Source organism: Pseudarthrobacter sp. TE9888 (genome assembly GCF_056279345.1).
Map to the genome: position 1 here is coordinate 959485 of NZ_JBWBRD010000002.1, position 17414 is coordinate 976898.

The window sequence follows — 17414 nt, forward strand, 5'->3', positions numbered from 1 at the left end:
GCATGAGCGAGCACCAGGACACGCAACAGCATGAAGGGCACACGCACGACGGCGGGGCGGCCCTGGACGGGGGTGGCGGCGGCATTGACGCGGCTTCCGCCTGGGACGAGCGGTACCGCAGCAAAGCCAGGCTGTGGAGCGGGAAGCCGAACCCGCAGCTGGTCCGGGAAGCCGGTGGCCTGCGGCCCGGGACGGCGCTGGAACTGGGATGCGGGGAAGGCGCCGACGCCATCTGGCTGGCGCAGAAGGGCTGGTCCGTGACCGCCGTCGACGTCTCCGCCGTTGCCCTGGAACGGGCCCGCTCCCACGAACTGGCCGAGCTGGCGCGGGAAAGCGTGCATGCCACGAACGGCACCATGGAAAGCCGGATCACCTGGCAGCAGGCGGACCTGGCGCAGTGGCACCCCGGGAACTCCTACGACCTTGTGACATCACAGTTCCTGCATTCCCAGGAGCTGGACTGGCGGGTCCCCTTGCGCGCAGCGGCCTCGGCCGTCAAAGCCGGCGGAACGCTGCTGGTGGTGGGCCACCACCCGGACCGGCTGCCGCCTTGGGGCAACGACCACCACAAGCACCTGGACATGTTCTACACGGGGGACCAGCTGGTGCAGGAACTGGGACTGGACCAGCCCGGGTGGCAGGTGGAGGTCCTCACCAGCCGGGAGCGCCCGGCGACGGGGCCGGAGGGGCAGGAAGCGACCATCGCCGACGTCGTCCTGCGCGCCACCCGCCTTTCCTAACCTGCCGGAGGAGCTGGGGTGGTGACGCGCGGCGCCACCAATGCCGCCGCGACCCCGATGGCCGCGGTAAACGCGAACACTCCTGCGAAGGACTGGACCGGCGTAGCGAATGCGGCGAAGACAATCCCCGTGGTGGCCAGCGACAGCGCCCCGCCCAGGGAGTCGGAGATGGACATGGCGGAGCTGTTGAAGCCCTCGTTCTCCTTGGTGGACAGCGCCAGGGTCATCACGCTCAGGCGTGGGTAGAGCAGGCCCATGCCGCCCCCTGCCAGCACCCAGCCCGCGATGGCGGTGGCGGCCGGCCAGTGCAGCGCGGTGGTGGCCAGGGCCAGGGTTATCGCGGCCAGGACCATGAGCGATCCGGCCTGGACAGCGCGGCGGTGCGGCAGCCGTGTGCCCATCCGGCCCTGGACGGCGGCGGCCCCCGCCCAAGCGAGCGCGCCGCCGGTGAGGGTCAGCCCGGCCAGGGTGGGCGGGAACGAATACTGGTCGATCAGGAGATACGGAAGGTAGACCTCGGCGCCGAAGAACGACGCCGACGCGAGCCCGCGCGCCAGGATCACGCTCGGCAGCCCGCGGCGGGCGGCGAGGGTGCCTGGGGGCACCAGGGGACGCACGGCCACCAGGGCCAGGACGACGGCGGCGGGCGCCAGGAGTGCCGTGGCTGCCGGGAAGCCCGGCATCCGGGCGTCCGCGGAAAGATTGAGCCCCAGCACCGCGAGCGCGGCCAGTGCCGCCCAGCCCAGCCGGCCCAGGGCCCACGGCGGCGCGGTTCCCCCCGGTTGGCCTGTTCCGGCCGGCTGTCCCTCCGCGTCGGGGCCGTCCAGTCCGCGCAGCACCGGCACGATCATGGCCAACGCGGGAACGACCAGGCCCACCACGCCCAGGAACACCCAGTGCCAGCTGAAAACCTGGGCCACCACGCCGGCGGCGAAGGGCCCCACCAGGGACGGGACCACCCAGGCCGCCGAGAAGGCAGCGAAGATCCGGGCATGCAGCTGGCCCGGGAAGAAGCGCGCCACGAGCACGTAGAGCGCAACGGTGAGGGCGCCGCCGCCGAGACCCTGCACCAGGCGGCCGGCGACGAGCATGGGCATGGTCACCGAGGTGCCCGCAATCAGCAGGCCCGCCACGAAAAGGGCCACGGAGGCGTACAGCGGCAGGGCGGGTCCGCGGCGGTCGGACCAGTTACCCGCCCCCACCATGCCGATCACGCCGGTGGCCATTGGCCCCGCAAAGGCCAGCGCGTAGAGGCTTCCGCCGTTCAGCTCCCGGCTGACCAGAGGCATGATGGTGGTCACGGCGAGCGATTCGAAGGCGGCCAGGAACACCAGGGCGCAGGTTCCCACGGTCACCCACAGGTATGGGGGCCGGAAGATGCCGGCGGCGTCGCGGGTTCCCGGTAGCGTGGAGTCCTGCACGGCCGGCCCTACTCCACGAACCGGTTCCGGCCGGCCCGGTAGCCGAAGACCGCCGCGAGCAGGCCCACCACCATGAACAGGATCCCGGCGGGAACAAAGGACCCCGTTGCCTGGTGGAGCTGGCCCACCATGAGGGTGCCCGTGGAGCCCACCCCATAGCCCACGCCCTGCATCATGCCGGAGAGGTGGGCTGCGGTGTGCCCGTCGCGGGTGCGGAGCATGATCAGGGTCAGGGCCGCGGCGGTGAGGCTTCCCTGCCCCAGTCCGAGCAGGCCGGCCCACACCCAGATGAGGTTGAGGGGGCCGAGGATGCTCAGTACGAATCCCCCGCCGGTCATCAACGCTACAACCGTGTTGATGGCGCGCTGGTCCCGGAACCTCGCGGCCAGGGCGGGGGCGAACAGGGATCCCAGCATTTGCAGCACGATGCACACGGCAACGATCAGCCCTGCGGTGGCCCCGTCCACGCCCCGTTCCCGGAGGATGGGCGCCAGCCAGGCGAAGCCGCTGAAGGACATCATGGCCTGCAGCACCATGAAGATGGTGACCTGCCAGGCGACGGGTGAGCGCCAGACGTTGATCCCGTCCCGGACCGCCTGGTGCCGGACCGTGCCCTGGCGCAGGGCCACGGGGAGGAACAGGAGAAGCACGACGGCGGCGGGCAGCGCCCAGACCCACAGCGCCTTGGTCCACTCACCCGTCGCCGTGTACACCGGGTAGGTGAAGCCGGCCCCGAGCGCGGCCGAGGCACAGATGGCCGTGGTGTAGAGCCCGCCCATGAGCCCCAGCCGGTGCGGGAAGTCGCGTTTCACCAGGCCCGGGAGGAGCACGTTGCACAGGGCGATGGCGGCGCCGCAGGCTGCCGTGCCCACCAGGAGGGCAGGAAGGTGGCCGCCCCCGCCCGTTGCTGTCCCGGTGTCCACGGGCCGCAGCAGGAGCCCCGCGGTCAGTAATGCCATGGCGCCCAGCAGCACCCGCTCCGCACCGAATCGGCGGGCCAGGACCGGGGCGAGCGGCGCGAAGACACCCAGCAGGGTGACCGGAACCGTGGTCAGCACCACCACGGACCAGCCGGGCAGCCCGGCCTGGGAGGTCACTTCCGGCAGGACGGCGGAGAGGCTGGAAAAGACGCTGCGCAGGTTCAGGCCGATCAGGACCAGGCACACGCCGAGGTAGGCGAGGGCGCGCCGGCTGCCCACGCGGGTGGGTTGCGCCGCCGGCAGCTCATCGATTTCTGCGTCCACCAGGGTGCTGAGGTCCACCACGCTGCTGCCCGTCCGGGTCCCGCCCGGGGCGTCCCCGGAGGCAGCCGTTCGCCGCTGCTTCCTTGCCGCGGCATTCATTCCGTCCGTCATGGGCCCATTCTTGCAGGCGGCCGCCGCCACGGAGTTTTCCACATACGGGCCGGCGTACCTTCCGGCGTTGTTTCCAGCTCCATACGTTGAAACCAGCCGCGGCCAGGCATAAGACCGCACCGACCAACGGGAGCACCGTGGATACGACCCCTCAACCAAACCCCCGCCCGGCGCCGATGGACAATGCAACCCCGGTGCCAGCCGGAGAACCCAAGAACACCCGGGTCGGCAGGAAGGCCACAAACAGCCTGGTCCTGGCCATCCTTGCTCCTGCCAGCATGCTCCTGACCGGACCGCTCGCTGGGCTTGCCATGCTGATGACCTATTCGGACAGCGGCTACTCCCCCACGCCCTGGGTAACTCCCGTCGTAATGTTCAGCCTGCCTCTCCTCTTCGCATCGATTGGCCTCCGGCCGGCGCTTCAGGCGCTGAAACAGTTGCCACGGGGATCAGGAAGCCGGTCCGCAGCGGCAGTGGCCCTCTGCATCTGCGGCCTGGTCTTCGCTTTGGCGCTCGGCCCGGCACTCGATCTCATAGGCGTCTTCTGAACGAACCCTGTTCCGGGCACACCCATGCTTGCGCCCAAACTCTCCGCTGGGCCTGCGGCGCTATTCTGGAAGGGATGAGTGAATCCCCTGAAAACCCCCAGCAGCCGCATGTCCCCAGGCCCGTGACGCCGGGAACCCAGGCCTCCTTCGGCACGTACGGCGGCCGCCCGGTCAGTTTCGTGCGCCGCGGCACCCGCCTCCAAGGCCGCCGGCAGGCAGCCTGGGCCGAGCACGCCGAGCGGTGGGCCGTCGACGTGCCCCGGCACGTGGCCAACACCTCGGTCCACCCCGACTACACCTTTGACGCCGCCGCTGAGTTCGGCCGCGAAGCCCCGCTCATCGTTGAGATCGGTTCGGGCCTGGGCGACGCCGTCTGCCACGCGGCGGAACAGAACCCGGGCACGAACTTCCTGGCCGTGGAGGTCTACACGCCGGGACTGGCCAACACCATCATCAAGATCAACAGCCGGGGCCTGGACAACGTCCGCGTGGTGGAGGCGAACGCGCCCGAAGTTCTGGCCACCATGCTGCCCGAAGGCTCGGTCAGCGAACTGTGGGTCTTCTTCCCGGACCCGTGGCACAAGTCGCGGCACCACAAGCGCCGGCTCATCCAGCCGGAGTTCGCAGGCCTCGCTGCCCGCGCGCTTAAACCGGGCGGCCTGTTCCGGATCGCCACCGACTGGTCCAACTATGCTGTCCATGTCCGGGATGTCATGGCGGGCTCGAAGGACTTCGAGAACCTCCACAACGGCGAGCGCCGCGGCCCCGAAAGCCCGCTGACACAGGTGTGGCAGTCCGGTGTCGAATCGGTGGTGGGCGGTGCACCCGTGCGGGAAGGACGCGCACCGGTGAGCACGGAGCACACCGGGCCCAACGAAGGCGTGGACGAGACCGGCGGCTGGGCTCCCCGCTTCGAGGGCAGGATCCGGACCAGCTTCGAGGCGAAGGCCCACGAGGCCGGCCGGCTGATCTTCGACCTCTGCTACCGCCGCCGCTAAGCGGCGGGGCCGGGAAGGCCGCTAGCCGACGTTGATGGCGGCCACGATCTCCTTGAGCATGTCCAGGCGCGGTTCGGCTTCCGGGTCCAGATACGGCCAGACGACCACGACGCCGATGAACATGCTGCTTTCCCACACGCCCACTGTGGCTGCCACCTTGGCCGGGCCGCCGTCGTCGTATCCCGCCACCACGGCGTATGCAGCTTTGCCCGGCAGGTTCAGCTCGCCCTCCGCCAGGAGGGTGCCGCCGCGGTCCTCAAGGTAGTAGCCCGCCATCAGGTGCGCCCAGCCGTTGGCCTGCGGCGCGTCCTGGACGGAGGTGTCGTCCTTGATGACGGTGACCAGCACACCGCCCAGCAGGCCAAACTGCTCGCTGTTGGGGCCCGCCGTGGAATCGTCCAGGACCTGGGTGTGCTCGGGGAAGTCCGCGGTGAAGCCCAGCGGGGATTCGATGTGCACTGACATGGGTTTCAGAGCCTCTCGAGCTTGGTGTCGTTGGGGACTTTATAGTACGTGGACACGTTGGTGGTGGACTGGTTCTCGGTCTTGATGTCCACCTCACCCACTTTCAGATCGATGCCCGCCTCGTTCTTGGCAGTCAGCACCGAGTTCACCTGGACGGTGGCGGAGCCGGCCTCGTAGAGCCGGGCCGCGTCATGGGCCGCACCGGTGTCATTCCCCAAGGCGACGTTGCGCAGGTAGCTGTCGATGATGGGGCGGTTCTCGGGCGTGTAGTCGACGTCGATCTTGACGGTGCCCTGGGTCCCGGCGGTCACGGTCGAATCGAACTTCGCCCCCTCGGTCTTCAGGCCGGACGTGACGCCCTGGGCCACGGTTCCGTCCATGGAGACCGAGACGGAATCGATGTTGTTGTGCTTGTCCATGTTGACTTCCAGGCCGCCCTTGCCGGAGGCCTCGAAGACCCTGCCGTCCAGCTTGAGCTGGCCGTTGGCGGAGACCTCGCCGCTGGCCGTGGAGGTGCCGTCGGTCAGGTTCCGTTCGTAGGCGAGGTCGAGCTTCGCGCCGCCGGATACCGTGCCGGATTCGCCGGTTGCATCCAGCGAGAAGGTGCCCTTGGCCTTATCCGTCTGGCCGGTGGAGCCGTTGTCCTTCGCGGCATCATTGATGGTGTCCAGGATGTAGCCGGGCGGGTTGCCGGCCACATCCTTGATCGCCCCGATGCTGTCCGGCGGAAGGTCGTGGTACATCTGCTTGCGGGCGGCCATGGCTTCCTCCACGCTGGCGAAGGTGTACTCGCGGGAGACCTCGCCGGTGAGTGTTGCGCCTGCGGTGCCGGAGGCGTCGTTGACGCCCAGGCCCATGTTTCCGTAGACCTTCATGGTGGCGGACCCGTCGGCGTTTTCCACCACCTCGGTGCCCACTTCGGCGCCGCCGTGGACCCAGGCAACCCGGGCTTCGATGGAGGCCTTGCCTGTTTCCGTGTAGACCGGAATGTCGGCCTTGGCCAGTTCCTGCAGGTGGTGCTTCGCCAGTTCCTGCGCGGCGGCGGGAATGCCGCCGTCCATGCGCATCAGGTCTTCGGCAAAAGGGCCGTCGCTGCCTTCGCCCTGGATCAGGTACTGCCTGTCGGCATCGGACAGTCCGGCCCACCACTTTGCCTGCTCTTCCGGGCTGGCGTTGACCATGCGGTCCAGTCCGGCGGCGAGGTCGCGGCGGTGCTCGGCCGCTGCCCTGGCTTCTTCGGCCCGCTCCTTGAACCACTCCCTCGCCTGCTCGGCCATGGAGGTGATCCGGTCCCAGGTGCTGCCGCCGGAGCCGCCACCTCCCGTGGTGGACGCCTTTTCCTGCTCGTCGGCATGCTTCATCAGGATTTTGGAGTTTTCCCGCAGGCTGGCCACCACCTTGTCCAGGCTGGGACGGTGGCTGGCACTCCACTCCTGGCGGAAGCGTTCACCGTCCCGGCCCTTCCACGGCGCGGATTGGATCTGGCTGTGCAGGGACCCGGCACGGCTGCTCAGCAATGTCGCTGCCTGGTCGGCGGCCTTGGCCAGCGCCCGCAGCTGGCTGATGTCTGCGCCGTAAAAAGTCATGGTTTCCCCCGGAAAAGAGTGCGGTGCGTTTCGATCGCTGGTCCTCATGGTTGCACAGGTATGGGATCGCGGCGATGGGGATCCCTCCCCATCGGCGGCCCGGAACCAGCTGTTCCGGGACCCCACGGCGTGGCACGATTGCCCTTATAAGAAGGGCACGCACACCAGCGCACTACCGCGCCGTCCAAAAGGAAAGACGATCAAAGAAGAACTGAAACAGGCCGTTGACAAGGCCGAGGACGTCACCAATTCGCGCGTCCTTGAGATTTTCGCCCGTTCCGGGTTTGCGGCCAGCGGGATCCTCCACCTGCTGGTGGGGGCCATTTCGATCCGGCTGGCGGTGGGCGGAACCGGAAATGCTGACTTCAGCGGTGCGGTAGCGGAACTTGCCACGGTGCCCGTCGGCCCGTTCCTGCTGTGGGGAAGCTTCGCGGCCTGCGCCGCGTTGTCGCTCTGGCAGGCAGGCGATGCGATCTTCGACTTCAACCACCAGGCCACCAAGACCAAGGTGAAGAACAAGGCCAAGGCCACCCTGCAGGCGATCGTGTACGCCGTCCTTGCCCTGACCCTTTCGCACTTCCTCACGGGCACTGGAAACGGCGGCGACAACCGCAAGGCCGCGAGCGACTTCACCGTGTCCATGATGCAGGCCCCGGGCGGGGTTGCCCTGCTGGTCCTGATCGGTGTGGCGGTTGCCGTGACGGGTGTGGTCTACGGCATCCGGGGACCAAAGAAGTCTTTCCAGAAGCAACTGCGGATGCCGGCTCCGGGGCCGGCCAGGACGGCCGTCACGGCACTAGGCGTGGCAGGTTACCTGGCGAAGGGGACAGTACTCCTGCTGGCAGGCCTGCTCATCGCCGTCGCCACGCTCAAGCGGCATCCGGAGGATTCCACCGGCCTGGACGGCGGCCTGCGGGCCCTCCGTGACCAGCCGATGGGACCCTACCTGCTGGCAGCGGTGGGAGCCGGGCTGATCTGCTACGGCGCCTACATGATCATGCGAGCGCGGTTGGCGAAAATGACCAAGTAGCCGGCATCGGCGTGGTTAGGTTGGGGCATGCCCCAAGTACGCGCCGAACGCTGGATCCGCATCGACCCTGGGACTGCCTTCGCCTTCTCGCAAACCACGGGGGAATTCCGGCTCAAGTGGGATCCCTTCATTTCCGCCCAGGGCTTCCTTGACGGGGCGCAGGCACCGGGAAAGGGCGTCCGCACCCGCACCAGGTCACGCCTTGGGCTGGCCATGGTGAGCCAGTACGTCTCGTATGCGCCGCCCAGGAACGTCGGGATGACCATGGTGTCCGGCCCGTGGTTCTTCACGAACTTCGGCGGCGGCTGGCGGTTCACCGCGGACGACGACGGCACCCGGGCCGTCTGGAAGTACACGTTTTCGTGCCGCCCGGCGTTGCTCCGGCCCATCATGGAGCGGATCGGCAGCCATCTGCTGGGCTACGAGATCGAACGGCGGATCGCCGCCTTCGCCCGCGCCTGCGAGGATGAGGCCCTGGTGGCGGAATTCCGTGCGTTGGGAACGGGCCGGGGACACAACCAGCCTGGCCCGGATCCGCAGTCCTAGGGAACCGTTATGACCGCCACGGCCCGCTGGGCGCCATCCCGCAGTTCGACGCTGGAGATGCTGCCAAGCTGGATAGGTGTGGCACCGGTGACCTTGACCTTCCCGCTGGGCGTGGCGGTCCAGGCACACGCCCGGTCCTCCGCGCCGGCCCGGTCGCGCACCCAAAGCGACAGCGTCCCTTCCTCCGGCAGGCTGCTGCCGCTGACGGCCAGCTCGGTCCCCCAGGTCTTCCGGGCCATGTCGATGTTCACCTGGAGCCCTCCGCCGGAAGCCACGGAGTAGGTGGCATCCGGCTGCGGCGGCCTGGCGAGCAGCGGCCCCACGGCCAGGCCCACCGCCAGGCAGGCAGCGGCCACAGCGCCTGCCAACGCCACCCACCGCCGTCGTAGTGTCCTGCGGCGGTGCGCCAGCTCGCTGAACAGGCGCGCCGGGGCGCCTGTGTCAGCTCCCTCCGTGCCGCCGGGCGCGGCAGTGAGCGCCACGGCGTCGGGGACGGGGAGGGCATCGAGGAGCATCGGGACTTTCTCCAGTACGGCAAGCTCTTTGCGGCAGGCGGCGCAGCCCTGGAGGTGTGCTTCGAAAAGGCTGAGGTCGGCCGCGTCGAGGCCGCCCAGCACGTAGGCACCCAGCAGGTGGTGCGGGGTGGGAGTCACCGTTCCACCCCCATCTCGTCCAGGATGGTGCGCAAAGCCCGGAGCGCGTAGAAGGCGCGGGACTTGACGGTGCCGCTGGGGATGTTGAGCTGGACAGCAGCCTCGTTGACCGTGAACCGGCGGTAATGGAGGGCCACCAGGACGTCCCGGTGTTCCTTGCTCAACCGCAGCAGCGCCTCCTCCATCAGGACCCGGTTCAGCACCTCGTCAACGCGGCCCATCACCTCGGCGGGATCGGTGAGGCTGCTTTCCAGTGCCTCATGCGGGCGGCGCTGGCTCCGGCGGTAATTGTCGATCATGATGTTCCTGGCTGTGCGGTACAAATAACTGCGGAAGCTGCCGTTGACCTCCGGAGCGTGCTGCCAGACGCGGAGCACGGTCTCCTGGACCACGTCCTCCGCGAGCTGTGGATCCCTGGTGGCGCTGAGCACGAAGCGGCGCAGGGCGCTGCCATGTTCACGGTAGATGGCCTCCACCACGTTGTCGTCGAGCGGCATCCCGCTCCTCCCGTCACTGCCAACACCACTGCCCGGCACTGCCGCCGGGAACGCCACGGCGTGCTGCGCTCCCGGCTGTTACCACGACGGAAATCAGGAAACGGTTCAACCGTCCGGCGTGGCAGCCCACCTGTGAACCATTCTTCACCCGGAGGCGTCGTAGGGGTTAGCGCGGTGATCCAGCGCCGGGCGCCCGCGAAGCGGCACACCCAAGCACGCACACAGCCAGAGAAGAACACCCAAGGAGCACACCATGAAACACCATCTCGGGGCAGGCCTTGCCATCCTGGCCCTGGCGGCGGCCCTCACCGGCTGCGGCAGCAGCACCGGGACCACGCCGGCGGCCTCCAGCCCGGCCACGGGCGGCTCAAGCAGTTCAGCCGGAACCTCGTCCGCGACGTCCTCCGCCAGCCCCTCCGGAACGTCGGCGTCGTCGCCGCAGGCGAGTTCCGCCGTCGACCTCAAGGCGGCGTCCTCGACGGCGGGCAGCATTGTGGTCGATGCGAAGGGAATGAGCCTCTACTTCTTCACCAAGGACACCAAGGACTCCGGCACCAGCGCCTGCACTGGTTCCTGCCTGGTCCAGTGGCCTCCATTGACCAGCACTTCAGGATCACCCACGGCAGAAGGAGTCACCGGGAAACTGGGCATCATCACCACGCCTGACGGCAAGAAGCAGGTGACGTTGAACGGCATGCCCCTCTACTACTTCGCAAAGGACACCAAGCCGGGCGACACCTTGGGCCAGGGTGTGGGCGGCGTCTGGTACCTGTCCGATCCGTCGGGCGCCCTGATCAAGTCGGCCGGACAGGGCTACTAGCCCGGCCGGATCCGCCCGGCGGGGCTACTTCAGCGGAACGTCCGCGGTCTTGCCCGGGAGCGGGATGTCGGTGGGCAGCGGGACGGGCAGTTTAGGGCTCTGTTCCAGCCCCTTCCGGACGTCTCCCGGAACCTCGGTGGGCAGTGCGGGTGCCGCCGGGACCTCCGCAGGTTTCTGCGGGGGCGTGCCGTGGGCAGGCATGGTTCCCTGCCGTGTTGGAGCGCTCGACGGCGCGGCGGCGGCAGGTGCAGAAGCGGGCGCGGGTGCCGGGGGGACGGCATCCGCGCTGCTGGTTGCCGAAGGCCGGGGGGCTGCCGGCGCGGGAACCGGAACCTGCTTGGTGTCATTGCCGGCAGGGACGGGGGTTGAGCCAGTCACGAACGAGGTGACGGCGTGGTTCAGCTGGGAGATGGAGTCCCGGAATCCCTGGTCGGAGGCGGCGGCCACTGCGCCGCCGGCCGCGAGCGAGGCAGCGACGGAGAGCGTGGTGAGCGTGATGCGGCGCTTGGCCCTGCGGCGGGCGGCCAGTTGGTCAGCCGGCTGCCCGGCAGCAGGGTCCGCGGCAGTCCCGGCGGGGGGAAGGGCAGCAGCGACGGTGGGAAGCGCGGTGGTGGCGGATGCACCCACCGGAAGCACCGCGGTGGTGGGTGCTGAGGGGCTAGCCATCAGCGCCGCGATGTCGGCCGAAGGTGCCGGGGCCCCGGCCGCCAGGGCGCGCAGGTCGAGCAGTGCGTCGCGGAGCTGGCCGTCGCCGTCCATGCCTGCTTCCAGCAGAAGCTGGTCAACGGCACCGTCGTTGCATGATCCTGCGGTATCACTCATGATCTGCCTGGTTTCTCTTGAGCGTTTGTGCCTTGAGGTTTTGGAGGGCCCGGCGCTGGAGCTGCTTGATGGCTCCGGCGCTCTTGCCCATAATGGCTGCCACCTGCTCGATGGACAGGTCGGCCACGACGCGAAGGGCCAGGACCTCCTGGTGTTCTTCGCTGAGGCCTTCCAGCATGGCTTCGGCACCGGCCGTCAGTTCCACGGCGTGGTCCTCCGCGGACGGGGTGGTCCGGGCGTCATGCTGGGAATCGTAGGGCGTCAACTGAGGCCTGCGTTCCAGCCGGCGGTAGTGGTCCACCATGCGGGCGTGGGCGATGGAGAAGATCAGGGACTTTGCGCCCTGCAGTCCACCGGTGAGGGTGCCGATCCGGGGGTAGAAGGCCATGAACACGTCCTGGGTGACAGCCTCGGGATCATCCAGTCCGCGCGCTTTGAGGTACCCCAGCACCGGGCCCGCGAAGGTTCGATAGGCAGCAGCGAACAACACGGCCGGATCAGTTCCGGCTGCGTTGTCGAATATGTCGATCTCTTCTTGGGCCAAAGTGTCCAGCACCAGCGGCTCCTCCATCCCGGGACCAGGCCCTCGCCTTATCCCGGTTTCCGGTTTGTGCTGCCAATCCCCGTGGTATTCCGGCTGCCTCATGGCAGGTCTGCCAGGGGCGCTCCTTCAAGCCTTCCAGCGTCACGCGTCCCCGGCCGGCTGCCCGGACTGCGGCCGCACCCGCAGTCCAGACTAGCCAATGAGCCTTAGCGGGCCGAAACCGACGGCGTGTGGACGGTGTTGCCACCCACCGCCGGAACGGCAGGAACAGCGGGAACGGTGTTGGCGCCGTCTACGCCCGGGACAGCCGGAACGGCGGGCACTGCGGGAGCGGACGGAACAGCGGGAACCTCAGGCTTGGTGGCGTCAACGGACGCGGAACCCTTGCCCTCGGCACCGGCCTTGGCTGCGGCGTCGGCCTTGGCCACGACGTCGGTGCAGTAGCTCTTGATGTTGGCGTCGCCCTTGGCGGCGATGGACAGCGAGGAGAACGCCTTGGAGGAAGCGTCCAGGCCACCGTGGGTGAAGGCGGTGCAGAGACCCAGGGCTGCAGGGCCGGCGGCGTCAACGGCGGTGTTGGCCGTTGCGGAACCGGTTACGTCGGCGCTGGCCTTGTCGTCGGAAGCCGTGGCCGTGGCCGTTGCCTTGCCGGTGGCTTCCGCGGTGGCGTCAGCGCTCTTCAGGGCGTCCGAGACTGCAGCGGTGGCGGTGGGGGCCGGGGTGGCCTGGGCGTCAGCTGCTGCCTCGGCGGCGAGCTTGGGGGCCGGCGCACCGAAGAGCTCGTGGGCGGTCTGCTGGGCCTGGGTGGGGAGGACACCGGAGACGGCTGCGGCGCCGGTTCCGCCTACTGCCAGGGTCCCGGCGGCCAGGACTCCGGCGGCGACTTTGCTGGTGGCGAGAACGGTGAATACAGACATTTACTTCTCCAAAACCTAGACAACACATCGGACTGGGCCCGCCGGGCGGACCCATCACTGACTACATCGCCTGCGGTTGCGGAAAAGTTACGGGCACCGTGAATTTCTTTTTTCTGCCCCCTGCGGCAGGCCAGCCGGCCGGTGAACCGGCTACAACGGATTTGCCCCGCCGCTGCGCACAGCCGCCGCGCCGGCATCCTCGAGGGCCATGGCGGCAAGGCGCTGGATGTACGGTCCCACTTCCTCGTCGTCCAGCACCAGCAGGTCCGGCTGGCCGCGCAGCCAGCGGGCGTTGAGGGAGGTGATGTTCTCGTGTTCCAGCAGTTCCTCGAACTCGCCGTCGAGCTCCTCGATGCGGAGGACGGCGCGCGTGACGGCACCGCTGCCATCGGTGCCACCGGCCAGGTAGGACGCTGCCGTTCCGGCGGTGAGCACGGCGTAGGCCTCCGCGGCGCGGTTGAAGAGGTCCAGGTGGGCGGTTGCGCCCATCCCTGCCATACCTTCGCGGACCAGCGGGTCGGTGGCGATCCGGCCCCCGGCCATGACGGCGTACTGCGCGAAGCCTCCCTCCAGCGCCTGAGACAGGTAGAAATCCACCAGGCAGCTTCGGACGGCCACCGGGGACATGTCCTCCAGCCGCAGCATGGCCTTGCGCATAGCGTCGATGATGGCAGCATTGGCCTCCACCACTTCCTCGTCCCTGCCTCCGATGCTGCTGCTGGTCAGGACGACGGGCTGGTGCGTGATGGTCATGGCGATCCTTGCTGGGGGGTGGTGTTGCTCCGGACGCTTTCACGCTACGACGGCCGGTTCACGGCAGCATCGCGAACGAAATGAACGTCAAGCGAAGTTTTCGGGACCGGCAGGGAAGGGACCCCGGCGGCATGGGGGTGCCGCCGGGCGAACTAAGATGGATCAGATAACCTCCCACCGGACCCGGCTCCGCCGTGGCCTGCCGAAAGTAGCCCCCACCATGCCATCCCAACCGGACGAGAGTGCGGACCTGGCAATACAGACACCTGCAATCAACGACCGCTCGCTGGCGGCCGGGCTGGCGTATGCCATGGCAAGCAGGGTCTCGGGCATATCGTTCGACGGCGGCACGGGGCTGATGCTGGGGAAGGTCCGGGGCGGGGCGGACGTTCCGTACTCCACCACCGCCAAGCTGGTCCGGAAGGGCGGCGGCTGGAGCTGCACCGTGGGTGTGTGCAGCTGCCCGGTCCGCAAGGATTGCAAGCATGTGGCGGCCCTGCTGTTCGCGGCCGAGGACAACCCCGCCATCCGGGTGCAGCTGCTGGCTCCGTCCACCTCCACCCAGGTGTCCCGTGCGCCGGCGGCGGCCCTTTCCGACTGGGAGCAGGCCCTCAGCCCCCTGATCTCCCGGCCCGGTCCCACCGCCTCCACCAACGGGGTTCCGCTCGCCCTGCAGTTCGAGGTGGAGGAACCGCCTCCGCATTTCTCCTACACCGGCCGCAGGGACCCCGTGCGCGGCGTCCGCCAGCTCAAGGTCCGGCCGGTCATCATGGGTGCCAAGGGCAAATGGATCCGGGGCGATGTTTCCTGGAACACCCTGAGCTACCTGAACTTCCGGCGGGAATCGAATCAGGCGCACGTCGAGTGGCTGCAGGAGTTCCTGGCCGGCCATTCGTCCTCCGCCAGCCGGGTGCACAACGCCGCGGGCCTGTGGCTGGGACTGAACTCGTACGCGGGCAGGAACCTGTGGAGCCTGCTGTCCGACGCCCGGAAGATCGGGCTCGCGCTGGTCCACTCGCGCGGCACGGAACCGGTCCACGTCGCTGAGGCCCCCGCCGCCGTCGGGCTTTCCCTGAGCCGGTACGGGGCTCCGGTGGCGGAGCCCGCCGGGGAAGCCGCCGGGGCAAAAGCGGACACGTCCGACGGCGGCCTGGAGCTTTCGCCCACCATCACGGTTGAGGGCGCGGAGGTTGATCCGGCGTCGGTGGGAACGATCGGGCGCCCTGCGCACGGGCTGTTCTTTACCTCCGGGGAAGCCTCGCTGCCGGGCGTGCCGGACCCCAACGGCACCATCACGCTGGCGCCGCTGGAGAACGGGCTGAGCGAGGAGCTGCTGGCGTTCGTCACTGCGGGAAGCATGCTGCACATCCCGGCCAGGGACGAATCCCGCTTCCTGACCGGATTCTACCCGAAACTGAAGCAGGCGGCCCGGGTGACGGCCCGCGACGAGTCCGTTGAACTGCCCGAATTGGCCGTCCCCACCCTGTCCCTGCTGGCCAACTACGGTGCCGACCACCGGGTGCGGCTGCACTGGGAATGGCACTACAAGACCGGGACCCTGGTCACCGCCCAGCCCCTGTGGCGGCACCCAGGCGATCACGGCTACCGTGACGACACCGCCGAGGCCCGAATCCTGGAGGGCATCGGCCAGCCATGGGACGTGGTCCCTGCCCTGGGTGAATCAGCCACGGGAGGCTGGGGCACTCCGCGGCTGGCGGCGTCCGCGGAACTGACCGGCCTGGACACGCTGGCGTTCACCGAGGAGGTGCTCCCCCGGCTGCGGGAAGCGCCGGACGTGGATATGGAAACCGTGGGTGACATCGCGGACTACCGCGAGGCCGAGGAAGCACCCGTGGTATCCATCTCCACCAAGGCCACCGAGCAGCGTGACTGGTTCGACCTGGGCATCCAGATTTCGCTGGAAGGCCAGCCAGTCTCCTTCGCTGCCGTCTTCTCCGCGCTGGCGGCCGGCCAGACCAAGATGCTGCTGCCCAGCGGAGCCTACTTCTCGCTGGACCTGCCGGAACTGCACCAGTTGCGGGCTTTGATCGAGGAAGCCAGGTCGCTGCAGGACAACAAGGATGCTCCCCTGCAGATCAGCAGGTTCCAGGCCGGGCTCTGGGACGAGCTGGCGCAGCTGGGGATCGTGGACGAACAGGCTGCGGCCTGGCGGTCCGCCGTCGGCGGACTCCTGGAGGGCGGCACGGACGGGCTGCCGCTGCCGGCCACCCTGGACGCGGAGTTGCGGCCGTACCAGCTGGAGGGGTTCAACTGGCTGAGCTTCCTCTACAAACACGGGCTGGGCGGCATCCTGGCGGACGATATGGGCCTGGGTAAGACCGTCCAGGCGCTGGCGCTGATGTGCGCGGCGAAGGAGCTGGCGGTCGCGGCTGCTTCGTCCCTGGAAACGTCCGACGACGGTGCTGCCGCCGGCTCCGGAGTCCGGGCCGCCGCCGTCGCGCCCTTCCTGGTGGTGGCCCCCACCAGCGTGGTGGGCAACTGGGCCCTCGAAGCCGCCCGCTTCGCCCCGGGCCTGACCGTTCGGACTGTTGGCGAGACCTTTGCCAAGAGCGGGCAGGATGTGGCGGAGGCCCTGGGCGGCGCAGACATCGTGATCACGTCCTACGCCCTGTTCCGGATCGATTACGAGGCCTACGCCTCCCGCACCTGGAACGGGCTGGTCCTGGACGAGGCGCAGTTCGTGAAGAACCACCAGTCCAAGGCCTACCAGTGCGCGCGCAAGCTGCCGGCCGCGTTCAAGCTCGCCATCACCGGCACCCCGCTGGAAAACAACCTGATGGAGTTTTGGGCCCTGACATCCATCGTCGCTCCGGGCCTGTTCTCCAGCCCCAAACGCTTCGCCGAGTATTACCAGAAACCGGTCGAAAAGAACGGCGACAAGGGGCAACTGGAGAAGCTCCGGCGCCGCGTCCGGCCGCTGATGATGCGCCGCACCAAGGACCAGGTGATCAAGGACCTGCCGCCCAAGCAGGAGCAGATCCTGGAGGTGGTGCTGAATCCGCGCCACCAGAAGGTCTACCAGACGCACCTGCAGCGTGAGCGGCAGAAGATCCTGGGGCTCATTGAAGATGTCAACAAGAACCGGTTCACCATCTTCCAGTCGCTGACCCTGCTGCGGCAGCTCAGCCTGGATGTGTCCCTGGTGGACCCTGCCCTGTCCGCGGTTCGGTCCTCGAAGCTGGATGTGCTGTTCGAGCAGCTCGAGGACCTGGTGGCCGAGGGGCACCGGGCGCTGATCTTCAGCCAGTTCACCGGGTTCCTGGGCAAGCTCCGGGAGCGGCTGGACCAGGAGGAGATCGAATACTGCTACCTCGACGGCGGAACCCGGAACCGTGCCGACGTTGTCAGCGAGTTCAAGAACGGCAGCGCGCCGGTGTTCCTGATTTCGCTCAAGGCCGGCGGGTTCGGCCTGAACCTCACCGAGGCCGACTACGTCTTCCTGCTCGATCCGTGGTGGAACCCTGCCTCCGAGGCCCAGGCCGTGGACCGGACCCACAGGATCGGGCAGGCCCGGAACGTCATGGTGTACCGGCTGGTCGCCAAGGACACCATTGAGGAGAAGGTCATGGCGCTGAAGACCCGGAAGTCGCAGCTGTTCGCTGACGTCATGGAGGGCGATGCCCTGGCCGGCGGGGCCATCACGGCCGAGGACCTTGCGGGGCTTTTCAAGGAGTAGGTGCCGGCGGGCAGGTATGCCG

Annotated in this window: 17 protein-coding genes; 7 read left to right on the forward strand and 10 right to left on the reverse strand. The window is 68.5% G+C overall.

All coding sequences use genetic code 11. The annotated features are described in order from the left end of the window. The first annotated feature begins 2 nt into the window (after nucleotides 1–2). Nucleotides 3–740 (forward strand): class I SAM-dependent methyltransferase, encoded by a 738-nt coding sequence (locus ACZ9J7_RS05115; protein WP_476207581.1) that lies wholly within the window; start codon nucleotides 3–5, stop codon nucleotides 738–740. On the opposite strand, the gene ACZ9J7_RS05120 is transcribed toward ACZ9J7_RS05115, so the two are convergent. Both ACZ9J7_RS05120 and ACZ9J7_RS05125 read right to left on the reverse strand, forming a co-directional pair. After that, nucleotides 737–2161, reverse strand: a complete 1425-nt coding sequence (locus ACZ9J7_RS05120) for an MFS transporter (protein WP_476207583.1) — start codon at nucleotides 2159–2161, stop codon at nucleotides 737–739. The two genes, ACZ9J7_RS05115 and ACZ9J7_RS05120, sit on opposite strands and share 4 nt — an antisense overlap. Nucleotides 2162–2169: 8 nt before the next feature. Further along, the gene (locus tag ACZ9J7_RS05125; RefSeq protein ID WP_476207584.1) at nucleotides 2170–3516 is read right to left on the reverse strand and encodes an MFS transporter; all 1347 of its coding nucleotides are present in this window, start codon (nucleotides 3514–3516) and stop codon (nucleotides 2170–2172) included. Between the two features lie 194 nt (nucleotides 3517–3710). On the opposite strand from ACZ9J7_RS05125, the gene ACZ9J7_RS05130 reads away from it, so the two are divergent. Together ACZ9J7_RS05130 and trmB are read left to right on the forward strand one after the other, a co-directional pair. Then, the gene (locus tag ACZ9J7_RS05130; protein ID WP_476207586.1) at nucleotides 3711–4064 is read left to right on the forward strand and encodes a hypothetical protein; all 354 of its coding nucleotides are present in this window, start codon (nucleotides 3711–3713) and stop codon (nucleotides 4062–4064) included. 74 nt (nucleotides 4065–4138) lie between these two features. Beyond that, nucleotides 4139–5062 (forward strand): tRNA (guanosine(46)-N7)-methyltransferase TrmB, encoded by a 924-nt coding sequence (trmB, locus tag ACZ9J7_RS05135; RefSeq protein WP_476207588.1) that lies wholly within the window; start codon nucleotides 4139–4141, stop codon nucleotides 5060–5062. A gap of 21 nt (nucleotides 5063–5083) precedes the next feature. Here the strand turns inward: trmB and ACZ9J7_RS05140 are convergent, their stop codons facing one another. Both ACZ9J7_RS05140 and ACZ9J7_RS05145 read right to left on the reverse strand, forming a co-directional pair. Then, a complete protein-coding gene (locus ACZ9J7_RS05140; protein ID WP_476207590.1) occupies nucleotides 5084–5527 on the reverse strand; it encodes a hypothetical protein in 444 nt (147 codons plus the stop codon). Between the two features lie 5 nt (nucleotides 5528–5532). Then, nucleotides 5533–7113 (reverse strand): hypothetical protein, encoded by a 1581-nt coding sequence (locus ACZ9J7_RS05145; RefSeq protein ID WP_476207591.1) that lies wholly within the window; start codon nucleotides 7111–7113, stop codon nucleotides 5533–5535. A 211-nt stretch (nucleotides 7114–7324) separates the two neighbouring features. Here ACZ9J7_RS05145 and ACZ9J7_RS05150 point away from each other — a divergent pair, with 211 nt between their 5' ends. Both ACZ9J7_RS05150 and ACZ9J7_RS05155 read left to right on the forward strand, forming a co-directional pair. Next, a complete protein-coding gene (locus ACZ9J7_RS05150; protein WP_476211801.1) occupies nucleotides 7325–8143 on the forward strand; it encodes a DUF1206 domain-containing protein in 819 nt (272 codons plus the stop codon). A gap of 27 nt (nucleotides 8144–8170) precedes the next feature. Then, entirely contained in the window at nucleotides 8171–8689 is a 519-nt protein-coding gene (locus ACZ9J7_RS05155; RefSeq protein ID WP_476207592.1) for an SRPBCC family protein, read from the forward strand. Here the strand turns inward: ACZ9J7_RS05155 and ACZ9J7_RS05160 are convergent. Next, a complete protein-coding gene (locus ACZ9J7_RS05160; protein WP_476207594.1) occupies nucleotides 8686–9342 on the reverse strand; it encodes an anti-sigma factor family protein in 657 nt (218 codons plus the stop codon). The two genes, ACZ9J7_RS05155 and ACZ9J7_RS05160, sit on opposite strands and share 4 nt — an antisense overlap. Beyond that, nucleotides 9339–9839 carry a sigma-70 family RNA polymerase sigma factor gene (locus tag ACZ9J7_RS05165; protein ID WP_476207595.1) on the reverse strand — a complete coding sequence of 167 codons (501 nt, stop codon included), beginning with the start codon at nucleotides 9837–9839 and terminating at the stop codon, nucleotides 9339–9341. The genes ACZ9J7_RS05160 and ACZ9J7_RS05165 overlap by 4 nt, the downstream gene beginning before the upstream one ends. A 253-nt stretch (nucleotides 9840–10092) precedes the next feature. Between ACZ9J7_RS05165 and ACZ9J7_RS05170 the strand changes: the two genes are divergently transcribed. Beyond that, a complete protein-coding gene (locus ACZ9J7_RS05170) occupies nucleotides 10093–10659 on the forward strand; it encodes a COG4315 family predicted lipoprotein (protein WP_476207597.1) in 567 nt (188 codons plus the stop codon). A gap of 24 nt (nucleotides 10660–10683) precedes the next feature. On the opposite strand, the gene ACZ9J7_RS05175 is transcribed toward ACZ9J7_RS05170, so the two are convergent. The 4 genes from ACZ9J7_RS05175 to ACZ9J7_RS05190 all read right to left on the reverse strand — a co-directional run bounded on the left by ACZ9J7_RS05175 (nucleotide 10684) and on the right by ACZ9J7_RS05190 (nucleotide 13695). Next, complete coding sequence (locus tag ACZ9J7_RS05175) at nucleotides 10684–11481, reverse strand: hypothetical protein (protein WP_476207599.1); 798 nt, start codon at nucleotides 11479–11481, stop codon at nucleotides 10684–10686. Then, complete coding sequence (locus tag ACZ9J7_RS05180; RefSeq protein ID WP_476207601.1) at nucleotides 11474–12052, reverse strand: RNA polymerase sigma factor; 579 nt, start codon at nucleotides 12050–12052, stop codon at nucleotides 11474–11476. Before ACZ9J7_RS05180 ends, ACZ9J7_RS05175 begins: the two co-directional genes overlap by 8 nt. A gap of 179 nt (nucleotides 12053–12231) precedes the next feature. Next, the gene (locus ACZ9J7_RS05185) at nucleotides 12232–12942 is read right to left on the reverse strand and encodes a protein tyrosine phosphatase (protein WP_476207603.1); all 711 of its coding nucleotides are present in this window, start codon (nucleotides 12940–12942) and stop codon (nucleotides 12232–12234) included. Between the two features lie 150 nt (nucleotides 12943–13092). Beyond that, nucleotides 13093–13695 carry a DMP19 family protein gene (locus tag ACZ9J7_RS05190; protein ID WP_476207605.1) on the reverse strand — a complete coding sequence of 201 codons (603 nt, stop codon included), beginning with the start codon at nucleotides 13693–13695 and terminating at the stop codon, nucleotides 13093–13095. Between the two features lie 220 nt (nucleotides 13696–13915). Between ACZ9J7_RS05190 and ACZ9J7_RS05195 the strand changes: the two genes are divergently transcribed. Continuing rightward, complete coding sequence (locus ACZ9J7_RS05195) at nucleotides 13916–17392, forward strand: DEAD/DEAH box helicase (RefSeq protein ID WP_476207607.1); 3477 nt, start codon at nucleotides 13916–13918, stop codon at nucleotides 17390–17392. Nucleotides 17393–17414 lie beyond the last annotated feature (22 nt).